The sequence below is a fragment of the Methylobacterium trifolii genome (assembly GCF_022179685.1).
Taxonomy (GTDB): Bacteria; Pseudomonadota; Alphaproteobacteria; order Rhizobiales; family Beijerinckiaceae; genus Methylobacterium; species Methylobacterium trifolii.
Window position 1 is genome coordinate 1 of sequence record NZ_BPRB01000156.1, and the last position, 10,648, is coordinate 10,648.

The 10,648-nt window shown below is 69.5% G+C and carries 13 protein-coding genes and 1 pseudogene; 6 read left to right on the top strand and 8 right to left on the bottom strand.

Features of this window, described 5'->3' with window-relative positions; translation table 11 throughout:
- Window positions 1–118: 118 nt before the first annotated feature.
- Window positions 119–616, bottom strand: coding sequence for a lipocalin-like domain-containing protein (locus COGEMETH_RS14215; RefSeq protein ID WP_238183292.1), 498 nt, complete (start codon window positions 614–616; stop codon window positions 119–121).
- Between the two features lie 464 nt (window positions 617–1,080).
- On the opposite strand from COGEMETH_RS14215, the gene COGEMETH_RS14220 reads away from it, so the two are divergent.
- On the top strand, window positions 1,081–1,542 hold the full coding sequence (locus tag COGEMETH_RS14220; RefSeq protein ID WP_238183293.1) for a hypothetical protein: 462 nt from the start codon (window positions 1,081–1,083) through the stop codon (window positions 1,540–1,542).
- Window positions 1,543–1,574: 32 nt separating this feature from the next.
- Entirely contained in the window at window positions 1,575–1,925 is a 351-nt protein-coding gene (locus COGEMETH_RS14225) for a hypothetical protein (protein ID WP_238183294.1), read from the top strand.
- Between the two features lie 37 nt (window positions 1,926–1,962).
- On the opposite strand, the gene COGEMETH_RS14230 is transcribed toward COGEMETH_RS14225, so the two are convergent.
- Window positions 1,963–2,886: a DUF3108 domain-containing protein gene (locus COGEMETH_RS14230; RefSeq protein ID WP_373875371.1), complete on the bottom strand. Its 924-nt coding sequence runs from the start codon at window positions 2,884–2,886 to the stop codon at window positions 1,963–1,965.
- A 453-nt stretch (window positions 2,887–3,339) separates the two neighbouring features.
- Here COGEMETH_RS14230 and rpmB point away from each other — a divergent pair, with 453 nt between their 5' ends.
- Window positions 3,340–3,648 (top strand): 50S ribosomal protein L28, encoded by a 309-nt coding sequence (rpmB, locus tag COGEMETH_RS14235; protein ID WP_238183296.1) that lies wholly within the window; start codon window positions 3,340–3,342, stop codon window positions 3,646–3,648.
- Between the two features lie 32 nt (window positions 3,649–3,680).
- Entirely contained in the window at window positions 3,681–4,460 is a 780-nt protein-coding gene (locus COGEMETH_RS14240) for a TraX family protein (RefSeq protein WP_238183297.1), read from the top strand.
- A 7-nt stretch (window positions 4,461–4,467) separates the two neighbouring features.
- On the opposite strand, the gene cobT is transcribed toward COGEMETH_RS14240, so the two are convergent.
- The 4 genes from cobT to COGEMETH_RS14260 form a co-directional block, all read right to left on the bottom strand.
- Entirely contained in the window at window positions 4,468–6,375 is a 1,908-nt protein-coding gene (cobT, locus tag COGEMETH_RS14245) for a cobaltochelatase subunit CobT (protein ID WP_238183298.1), read from the bottom strand.
- Between the two features lie 5 nt (window positions 6,376–6,380).
- Window positions 6,381–6,878 (bottom strand): DUF29 domain-containing protein, encoded by a 498-nt coding sequence (locus tag COGEMETH_RS14250; RefSeq protein WP_238183299.1) that lies wholly within the window; start codon window positions 6,876–6,878, stop codon window positions 6,381–6,383.
- 17 nt (window positions 6,879–6,895) lie between these two features.
- Window positions 6,896–7,879, bottom strand: a complete 984-nt coding sequence (cobS, locus tag COGEMETH_RS14255; protein ID WP_238183300.1) for a cobaltochelatase subunit CobS — start codon at window positions 7,877–7,879, stop codon at window positions 6,896–6,898.
- A gap of 234 nt (window positions 7,880–8,113) precedes the next feature.
- Complete coding sequence (locus COGEMETH_RS14260; protein WP_238183301.1) at window positions 8,114–8,737, bottom strand: J domain-containing protein; 624 nt, start codon at window positions 8,735–8,737, stop codon at window positions 8,114–8,116.
- A 107-nt stretch (window positions 8,738–8,844) separates the two neighbouring features.
- Here COGEMETH_RS14260 and COGEMETH_RS14265 point away from each other — a divergent pair, with 107 nt between their 5' ends.
- Entirely contained in the window at window positions 8,845–9,141 is a 297-nt protein-coding gene (locus COGEMETH_RS14265; protein WP_238183302.1) for a BolA family protein, read from the top strand.
- Between the two features lie 35 nt (window positions 9,142–9,176).
- Window positions 9,177–9,596, top strand: a complete 420-nt coding sequence (gene arfB / locus COGEMETH_RS14270; protein WP_238183303.1) for an alternative ribosome rescue aminoacyl-tRNA hydrolase ArfB — start codon at window positions 9,177–9,179, stop codon at window positions 9,594–9,596.
- Between the two features lie 14 nt (window positions 9,597–9,610).
- Here the strand turns inward: arfB and COGEMETH_RS14275 are convergent, their stop codons facing one another.
- Together COGEMETH_RS14275 and COGEMETH_RS14280 are read right to left on the bottom strand one after the other, a co-directional pair.
- A complete protein-coding gene (locus tag COGEMETH_RS14275; protein ID WP_238183304.1) occupies window positions 9,611–10,375 on the bottom strand; it encodes a YoaK family protein in 765 nt (254 codons plus the stop codon).
- Between the two features lie 61 nt (window positions 10,376–10,436).
- A pseudogene (locus COGEMETH_RS14280) lies at window positions 10,437–10,648 on the bottom strand (hypothetical protein); the annotation flags it as partial.

Below are 10,648 nucleotides of genomic sequence, written 5' to 3' on the forward strand. Positions count from 1 at the left end.
TCATAACACGCTCTAGTGCACTGACGCCATCAGAACGTACACCCGCCAGCGCGGATTTGCTATTTTTTTACAGATACTTGGCAGGCCGGGGTGTGATGCAGGTGTCCGCGTCTGTGCACTAGGATCGCGGATACTTCTCCCAAATCAGCGTGATGACGCTCATTTTGCCATCAAGGTTGAACTTAAATGGCGCCGTTGTAAGCGTAACAACGCTATCCTTATATTCGATATTTCTGACTTGGGAGGTTCCGGTCCAAGCCTCGTTCCACGAGGTGTCGATGTTATGGATGACTTTGTCGCCTTCGATTTTGTACGTTCCGGCGTAAGCAAAAAATGACTTATGAAGCTTTATACGGTCTTCATCGGTCATCTTGTCGTTGGCAACGGGCCTCTCACGTCCTTCGTAAGAGCAAATCACCATCATCCGCCCATCTTTATCATAGTTGAGCCAGCCATTCGGCTTCGGACCACCGTAGGCATCGACGGTTTCTCCAGTGTCAACGATCTTGCGCGTTGCTGTTACGAGACGCCATGTGCCAACGACTGCATCAGCCTCCAGCGCATACGCTGTCGCGGGACTCAAAGCCCAGACGGATATCAGAATTGCCGCCCTCATGACGTGCCTCCATGATTGTGTTGGCGAGAGTTATCGGCCCTCCCGCCTTGAAGTCATAGCCCCGCATTTTCGGCTCCCCCAACCTACAGATTTGCGTGGTGCGTAAAAAATATAATCGCCGAAGATTTCGGTGCGTGCCGCCGGAGCTTCGAACTCAGATCGACGGCGCACACCCCGTCAGGGACGGCACGCCGGCTTTGCCAACCAGACCGTCATTCCGGGTCTGCGCAGCAGAGCCCGGAATCCAGAGCCGCGACGCGTGCTCGTCCTGGCAGTCGTGGCGGTTCTTGATTCCGGGCTCACCTTCGGTGCCCCGGAACGACGGCGTGGCTCGCTTTGGCATACTGCCGAGCGCCGTTGATCCGAATTCGTGGCTCTGAATATTCCACGCTTGCAGTAGACGCCCCGGCGAAAACCCGTCACCGTTCGCGAATCATGTCTTCGACGGAGCCGACGCCGTGCGAATGGACGCCGACACGATCGCCAGCTTCCCGAAGATGCATTACTACGTGCGGGTGAACATGCCGCAGGTGGCCAACCTCAAGGCGATCGTCAGCCAGATCAAGGCCTTGTCGGGGACGACGAGCCGGCAGACGATCATGGACGCCATGAAGTGGGGGAAGGGCCCGCGGATCGTCGTGGTGCCCAACCTGATCTGCGGCACCATCAAGGCCTTCGGCTGCTACAGGTGGGGCAGCGACGTGATCCAGGTCGACAAGGACCTCGTGGACGAGTTCGAGGCCGGGCGCGGGGTCGTCAGGAACGCGCAAGGGAAGCGCGTCTTCCTGCTCGGCGCGACGCTCCTGCACGAATTGACCCACTGGTCCGACGCGCAGGACGGCGTCGACGACGCGGTTCCGGGGGACCCGAGCAACGAGGAAGGGAACGCCTATGAGAAGGCCGTCTACGGCAAGGTCCTCGATTGAGGGTCGCTGAACCGGTCCCTCCGAGGCGGCGCATGGTCTCGCCGGCCCGCGTCACCGCCTGGCTGGCGGCTTGGCTCCTCGGCGTCTGCGCGGCCGGAGGCACGCTCGCGGCGCGGACCGCATCGCAGCCGCGCGGCGCGATCACGTTCGGGGGCGGCGACGGCCGATCCTGCGACGCCGCAATCGTCATCGCGGGCGCACGCGACACGGGCGCGGGCGTGAAGGCGCAGAGGCGCTGGATCGCCGAGCACCTGCCCGGCGCGCGGCGGACCGGAAGCGCCCTCGCGCGCCGGCACGGTCGGGTCTACGAGGTCGTCAGCCTCACGGGAGCCGGGGCGCCCAGCGTCTGCTTCGATGTCTCGGGGTTCTTCGGCTCCTGGTAGACGGTCCGGGCGCGCCGCTCAGGCGGCCCGGCATCGATCACTGCGCCGACAGGTTGGCCTGTGCGACGGTCGTGCCTGCGCCGCCCGCCGTCCCGGTCGGCGCCGGGCCGGAGCGGGTCCAGCGGGTCGCCTCGATGATGTTGGTGCCGATGGTGGTGCGCACCGAGATGCGCATGGGCAGGAGCACCCGCGTGCCGTCGACCGGGGCGAGCCAGACCGACATGTCGCGGTTCTCCTCCATGAAGCGCACCCCCGGCCGGTCCGGGCGGTGGCCGGCCACCGCCTGGTAGCGGGCGTTGCAGACCAGGACCGGGCCGCTGTAGCCGGGCTTCTCGACCGGCCGCGTCTCGGCGTAGCTCAGCACCACGTTGAAGCGCGTCGCGCCGTCGAACACGGGCAGCGTGCGGTTGCAGTTCTCCGGGTCGGTCAGGTCGCCGCGGGCATGCGCCGGCATCAGGAGGGCGCTGGCCGGGTCCATGATGCCGCGCTTGTTGGCGGCCGTGACCGGCACCCGGTCCTCCATGTCGATCAGCGGCGGCGTCACCTCCGCCTGGGTGACGTTGCCGCGCGCGAGCGCCATGCGCACCGCGATGCCGGAATTGCTGGTGCGGGTGGCGATCGAGAAGGCGTTGGGCTGCGGGCCCGTGGCGATCAGGCCCGAGGCGCGGGCCGAGCCCTGGCCGCCGGTGATCGCGCCGACGAGGCCGGTGAGCGTCGCCGACACGTCCATGCGGTAGCGAGCCCCCTCGAAGGAGCCGGCCAGGTGCGCGGTGCCGATGGGCATGCCCGCGAGGTTGATGCCGTAATCCACGGTGACGGAAGCGGGCGCGGCCTTGGCGGTCCGCGGACCGGCCTGGGCGGGCGCCGCCGCGAGGAGGGCTGCCGCCGCGAGGGCGATGCGGACGGGGCGCTCGGCGCGCAGACGCGGGCGCTCGGCGCGGGGGAGAGGCGTGGCGCACATGATCCGGATCGAATCCTCAACGCTCGCGGGCACCGGGACACAGCCTCGCGGGACAGGCATCGGTTATCCCGGCACCATGGTTAACAGACCGTTCGGCCGCCGCCAGGGCAATCGCTCGAACGCGCTTGCCCTGGTCTCTTTGCTCGGCCTCGGTCGCCGGCGCCCGCATCCGCGGGCTCAGGCTTTCGCTTCGATCGAGGTTTTCCGAAACGGAAAAGTCGTTCCGCGGGGCGCTCTTCGCGCCCGGACGCCGCGCGGCGGCTTCGCGCGATTGCCCCGACCCGGGCGTTTCACCTTGACGCGGAGAGGCGCTCTCGCCTATAGGCTCGCGCCTTCAACAGGACTCCGCTGGACCTGGAATCACGCTTGGGCGCGGCCCGCGGCGGATGCCGCGTCGGCTGTCACGGTCCGAGTTCTGACCGCCCACGGAACGATTACGGGATTTTAGACATCATGGCGCGCCGCTGCGAACTCACCGGCAAGGCCGTTCAGGTCGGCCACCTCGTGAGCCACTCGAACATCAAGACGAAGTGCCGGTTCCTGCCGAACCTCTGCAACGTCACCTTGACCTCGGACGCCCTCAACCGCCGGGTCCGCCTGCGCGTCACCGCGCATGCGCTCCGTTCGGTGGAGCACCGCGGCGGCCTCGATGCCTTCCTGGTCAAGGCCCGCGAGATCGAGCTGTCGCAGACCGCCAAGCTCCTCAAGCGCGAGATCCAGAAGAAGCTCGCCGAGGTCGAGGCTCCGGCCGCCGCGGCCTGAGGGCCGCCGACAGGCCTCCGTCTCGACCTGGAATGGATGAAGGCCGCCGCGCGGATGGCGCAGGCGGCCTTTTCGCGTTCCCGCGCCGGATCGATCCGGCGGCCTTTTCCGGGGCGCCCCTCGACGCGATCAAGTGCGCCGCCGCCGTGCTGATGGTGGGCGACCACGTCGACACGATCCTGCTCGACGGGCACGCCGTCCTGCTCTGGCGCCTCGGGCGGATCGCCTTCCCGCTGTTCTGCCTCGTGCTGGCGCTGCACCTCGCCCGTGGGGCCGATCCCGGCCGCTACGTCCTGGCGCTGCTGGTGCTGGCTGTGCCGGTGCAGGCCGTCTACGCGGCGGCCTTCCCCTACGGCACGAGCGAGGGGAACATCCTGTTCACCCTGGCGGCCGGCGCGGCGCTCTCCGCCGCCCTGGCGCGCGCGGGCGAGGCCTTGCGCCACCTCGCCTTCGCCCTCGGGCTCGCCCTGGTGTTCCTGGCGCCGGCCCTGGCCAAGACGGCCGTGGATTTCGGGCTAGCCGGAATCCTGCTGCCGGCGGCCCTGCGGCTCGCCCTGGAACGCCCCAGGGCCTTCGGCATCTGGGGGCTCGCGGTCGTGGTCGGCCTCAACTGGCACGGCTGGCATCCGCGCGGGGAGGTGGCGTGGCTCTCGGCGCTCGCCGACGCGGCGACCATCCTCGTCGGCACCGGCCTGATCGCCCTGGCGGCGCTGCGGCTCGCGGGCCGGCCGCGGTTCCTGCCGGCCTACGCCCTGCAAGCGTTCTACCCGGCGCACCTGCTCGTCCTGACGCTGCTGCGGGCGATGGCCTGACCGGCCTTCAGCGCCGCCCGCCCGCCGCCCGGACCGGCCCGCGGGCCGGCGCAGAGCCGCCGTCCTCCTCGAACAGTTCTGCCAGCTTCTCCGTCATCGCGCCGCCGAGTTCCTCGGCATCGATGATGGTCACGGCGCGGCGGTAGTAGCGGGTCACGTCGTGGCCGATGCCGATGGCCAGCAACTCCACGGGCGAGCGCAGCTCGATGTCCTCGATCATCCAGCGCAGGTGCCGCTCCAGGTAGTTGCCGGCGTTGACCGACAGGGTCGAATCGTCGACCGGGGCGCCATCCGAGATCACCATCAGGATCTTGCGCTGCTCCGAGCGGCCGAGCAGGCGCTTGTGGGCCCAGTCCAGGGCCTCGCCGTCGATGTTCTCCTTGAGCAGCCCCTCGCGCATCATCAGCCCGAGGTTCCTGCGCGCCCGCCGCCAGGGGGCATCGGCGGACTTGTAGACGATGTGGCGCAGGTCGTTCAGGCGCCCCGGCGCGTTGGGCTTGCCGGCCGCCAGCCACGCCTCGCGCGACTGGCCGCCCTTCCAGGCGCGGGTGGTGAAGCCCAGGATCTCGACCTTCACCCCGCAGCGTTCGAGCGTCCGGGCCAGGATGTCGGCGCAGGTGGCGGCCACCGTGATCGGCCGCCCGCGCATCGAGCCGGAATTGTCGAGCAGCAGGGTGACGACGGTGTCGCGAAAATTGGTGTCCTTCTCCTGCTTGAAGGAGAGGGGCTGGTAGGGGTCGATGACCACGCGCACGAGGCGGGCGGGGTCGAGCTGCCCCTCCTCCAGGTCGAAGTCCCAGGCGCGGTTCTGCTGGGCGAGCAGGCGCCGCTGGAGGCGGTTGGCCAGCCGCCCGACCACGCCCTGGAGGTGGGAGAGCTGCTTGTCGAGGTAGGTGCGCAGGCGCGCGAGCTCGTCCGGGTCGCAGAGGTCCTCGGCGTGGATGACCTCGTCGAAGCGGGCGTTGAAGACCTTGTAGTCGGGCCCGCGCGGCTCGTTGCCGGTGCGCTGCGGCGGACGCCAGGATTCGGAGGCCTCCTCGGATTCCGCATCCTCGGCCTCGTCGGGCAACTCGCCCGAGGGCGCGTCGGCAGCCTCCTGCGCCCCCTCCTCGATGTCGTCGGAGGCCTCCTCCGAGGTCTCGATCTCGGCCCGGTCGCCCTGGCTCTGCTCCTCGGCATCGCCCTCGCTCGGGTTCTGCTCGTCGTCCTGGGCCTCGTTCTCGTCGTCGTCCTCGTCGTCCTCCGGGTCGAAGGGCGTCTCGTCGGCCATGTCGAGGGAGGTGAGGAGGTCGCGCACCGAGCGGGCGAACCCGCGCTGGTCCTCGATCGAGCCGATCAGGCCGTCGAGGTTCTTGCCGGCGCGGGCCTCGATATGCTCGCGCCACAGCTCGACGATCCGTGTGGCAGCCTCGGGCGGCTTCTGCCCGGTCAGGCGCTCGCGCACCATCAGGGCGACGGCGTCCTCCATCGGGGCGTCGGCGCGGTCGGTGATGTCCTCGTACTTGCCGCCCCGGTGGTAGCGGTCCTCCAGCATCGCGGTGATGTTGCTGGCCACCCCCGACATCCGGCGCGAGCCGATCGCCTCGACGCGGGCCTGCTCGACGGCGTCGTAGACCGCGCGCGCGGCCGCGCTCTCCGGCGCGAGGCGGCGGTGGACGGAGACGTCGTGGCAGCCGAGCCGCAGGGCCATGGAGTCGGCGTTGCCGCGCAGGATCGCCACGTCGGCAGCGGTGAGCTTGCGCGGGGGCTCGGGCAGGCGCGCCTTGTCGCCCGTCAGCGCCGGCCGGTCGGTGGCGTAAGTCACCTCGATCTCGGCGCGCTTGGCGATGGCGCGCAGGCAGCCCGCCACCGAACGCTTCAGGGGCTCGGCCACGGGCTCGCGGCGCTCGCCGGGCTTGCGGTTGGAGATGGACATGCGGGCTAGGACTTCACCGAATCGAGATCGAAGGGCCGCTCAAGAAGGTCGTCCCACGTGTACGGGCAGGCGGGCGGAAACTCATCCGGCGGAAGGTGGCACTCGTCGGAGGCCCAATCCCGCGACACCGGATAGATGTCGTCGCGGATCGCGTCGCGATGCGGCTTCAGGCCCGGGCTTTTCTTTAGGATTCGTGCGTAGCGTCGACGCTGCTCACGGATGGAATAGATCCAACTCGGCGTCCGCTTCTCCGGTTGCTGATCCCACTTGAGCATGTGCATCATCAGGACGCGCAACGCGCTCTCGAGCTGGCTGTACTGCGCGTTGCCCACGTCGCCCAGTTCCTCGGCGATGTTGTCGAGGTCGAGGGCGTCCACCCGACCGGCGCGGAGCAGGGCCACCTGCTCCCGCACCCAGGTGTAGAGGTCGTCCTCGTGGCGCGTGCGGCCGGTCGTGGCCGGCGCGGCCACGGTCGCGTCCATCACCTCGGAAGGCTGCGCCACGGGTTCCTCCATGCAGGTCAGCTCAACGCGACGTTCATCGCGCTCTCGGGCAGCTCCTTGCCGAAGGCGCGCTGGTAGAATTCGGCCACCAGCGACCGCTCCAGCTCGTCGCACTTGTTCAGAAAGGTCACCCGGAAGGCGAAGCCGACGTCGAGGAAGATGTCGGCATTCTCGGCCCAGGTGATGACCGTGCGCGGGCTCATGACGGTGGAGAGGTCGCCGTTCATGAAAGCGTTGCGGGTCAGGTCGGCCACGCGCACCATGCGGTTGACGATGTCGCGGCCCTGCTCGCCCTTGTAGTGGGTCGCCTTCGACAGGACGATGTCCACCTCCCGGTCGTGGGCGAGGTAGTTCAGGGTGGTGACGATGGACCAGCGGTCCATCTGGCCCTGGTTGATCTGCTGCGTGCCGTGATAGAGGCCCGACGTGTCGCCTAAGCCCACCGTATTGGCGGTGGCGAACAGCCGGAAGGCCGGGTGCGGACGGATCACCCGCTTCTGGTCGAGCAGCGTCAGGCGGCCCGATATCTCCAGCACGCGCTGGATCACGAACATCACGTCGGGCCGGCCGGCGTCGTACTCGTCGAAGACCAGGGCGACGTTGTTCTGCAGCGCCCAGGGCAGGATGCCGTCCTGGAAGGCCGTGACCTGCTTGCCGTCCTGCAGCACGATCGCGTCCTTGCCGACGAGGTCGATGCGGGAGATGTGGCTGTCGAGGTTGACCCGCACGCAGGGCCAGTTCAGGCGCGCGGCGACCTGCTCGATATGGGTCGACTTGCCGGTGCCGTGGTAGCCCGTGACCATGACGCGGCGGTTGCGCGCGAAGCCCGCCAGGATCGCCAGCGTCGTCTCCCGGTCGAAGATGTAGTCCGGGTCGAGGTCCGGCACGTGCTCGTCGCCCTGGGAGAAGGCCGGCACCTTGAGGTCGAGGTCGATGCCGAAGACCTCGCGGACCGAGACGTGGCGGTCGGGCAGCGCGGCGGGCTTGTCGTCAGAGAGCATACGGGACCTCGTGAGGCGCTGGCGTCGGCGACGATGCGCACCGAGCCGCGCGGGTTCTTTCCGGCCTGGCCTCCGCGCGCGGAGGGGCGCGGAGTCGGCCTTTCTTAAACGTCGGCGCGCCGGGGCGCCACAGAAGGGGCGAGCCCTTCTATATAGGCGCCCACCGGCCGATTGCCGCCCATACGCGGCAGACACATGCGCCTATGCCGTGCATCGATCGTGCCGCGGCGGGTCTCAGCACAGGCCGGCGCCGCGCAGCACGTCGTGGGCGCGGATGATGTCGCGCAGGCGCTCCTCGAAGGAACGGTCGCCGCCGTTGGCGTCCGGGTGGAAGCGCTTCACCAGGGCCTTGTACTGGGCCTTGATCGCGGCGGTGTCGGCGCTCTCGTCGAGCCCCATCACGTCGAGCGCCTTGCGCACGGTCGCCGACCGGGCCGGGCGTTCGGGCTCGGCCCGCTTCGCCTTGCCCCGCGCCCCGACGGCCCCCTCCCCGCGCAGGATGCCGAGGGGGTCGACATAGGCCCAGTCGCGGGCCGTCTCGCCCTCGGGCTTGGCGCCGGCTGGCCGGTTCACCCCCATCGCCCAGGTCGGACGGTGGCCGATGATCGCGTCCTTCTGGAAGGCCTGGACGGCGGCGTCGTTCATGCCGTCGAAGTAGTTGTAGGTCGCGTTGTAGGCGCGCACGTGGTCGATGCAGAAGCGCCAGTACTGCCCCTCCGCCCGGCGGCCCTTGGGCGCGCGGTAGAGGCCGGGATGGGTGCAGCCCTCGGCCTCGCAGCCCGCCGCCTCGGCGGGCTTGGGCTCGTCGCAGGTACGCTTGATGCGGATGCTGTCGAACAGGCGCGAGTTGAGATCCATGATGGGGCGATTATGAGGGGGTGGACCGGAGACACAAGGGCACCGGGCCTGATGACGCATGCGCGGGATCGGGCTTGACGGGCGCCCGGCGTCTCGAACGGACGGGGATGCGGATCGCGATGGCCGAGACCGGGACGCTGCGGGACTGGATTCAGGCCACGCTGGAGGGCGGCCTCGCCCCGACGCGCCTGGAGGTGATCGACGAATCGCACCTCCATGCGGGCCATTCCGGCGCGCGGCCGGGGGGCGAGACCCATTACCGCCTGGAGGTGGTCTCGGCGGCCTTCGAGGGCAAGTCGCGGGTGGAGCGCCACCGCATCGTGAACGGGCTCCTCGACGACGCCTTCAAGCGTGGCCTGCACGCCCTGGCCGTGCGCGCCCGCACGCCCGCCGAGGCGACCTGACCTTCAAACCTGACCTCCAACCGGATATGGCGGCCGTGGCCCTGGTCTGCACCCCCCACATCGCCATCGACGAATCGGAGCTGGACGAGAGCTTCGTGCGGGCCTCCGGGCCCGGCGGGCAGAACGTCAACAAGCTCTCGACCGCGGTGCAGCTCCGCTTCGACGTGCGCCGCTCGGCAGCCCTGCCGGACGCGGTGGCGGTGCGCCTGATGCGGCTGGCCGGGCGGCGGCTGACCGGCGACGGCATCCTCGTGATCAGCGCCCAGCGCTTCCGCACGCAGGAGCGCAACAGGGCGGATGCCCGCGAGCGGCTGGCCGAACTCGTGGCCGAGGCCGCGGTGCCGCCGGTCCCGCGCCGGGCGACGCGGCCGACGCTCGCTTCGAAGAAGCGCCGGCTGGAGGAGAAGAGCCGCCGGGGCAGCACCAAGCGGCTCAGGGGCTCGCCCGCCGACTGACGGGACGCGGATGGTCAGTGGATCGCGTCGCTGGGCTTGGCGTGCGATCCGGCGTCGGGCGGCGGCGAGGAACCGGCCACGAGAGTACTGCCGGGCCTGGCGACCGTCAGGACCACCGCGACCAGCGCCAGCAGGGCCGCCAGGGCCGCCGGGAACAGGAAGGCGTTCTCGCCGTAGCGGATCTGGAGCACGCCGCCGATCACCGCGCCGGTGCTCAAGCCCCCCCACAGGGGCGCCTGGAGCCAGAACGAGGGCGCCACCGTGCCGAGCATGAGGTTGGCGAGCCCCGTGCCGAAACGCACCACCGCGCCGGTGACGTAGGTCAGGGCGATGCTGCGCCCCTGCTCGTCCTGGAGGATGGCGTTCTGGAGCCCCAGCGCCAGCACGATCGGGTAGGCGTGCAGCGGGAAGGCGAAGGTGCCCCAGGGCATGAACAGGCCGATGCCCATCAGCACCGCCTGGATGGTGAGCAGGATCGAGAGCCGCCAGCGCCCGACCCAGGCCGCGATCAGGGTGCCGAGGAAGGCGCCGAAGCAGAACACGATGATCGTGGAGGCGACGCGGGTGACGTTCTCCCAGTCGGCATTGGCCACCGCGACGCCGAAGCGCGTGGTGTTGCCCGACATGAACGACATGAACAGCTGCGAGAATTCGAGGAAGCCGATCGAGTCCGCGCAGCCGGCCAGCATCGCGAGGGCGATGGCGAAGGGGATGCGGGTGGTGGCGCTGGCCGGGAAGGACTTGTCCGGTGGAGTCTTCTTCTGGTCCGCGTCCGCCATGCCGTTCCCCTGCCCGCCGCACATTGCGGCCGGCTGATAATCGGCGAACGGCCGGGAAGTTTCATGGCGCGCACGCGTGATTGCGCCGGCGCAGGACGGCGACCCGGCCCTCCACCGCACGGCCCTGCTCGCGCCGGATGATCGCGGGCGCGAGCACGAGGCGGTCGAGGCCGGCCTCGGCTGCGGCCCCCTCCAGATGCCCGTCCGCCTGGGCGTAGCGGCCGTCCACCCCCACGACGGCGAAGGCGCCGTCCTGGGGGTGGACGGCCGCTA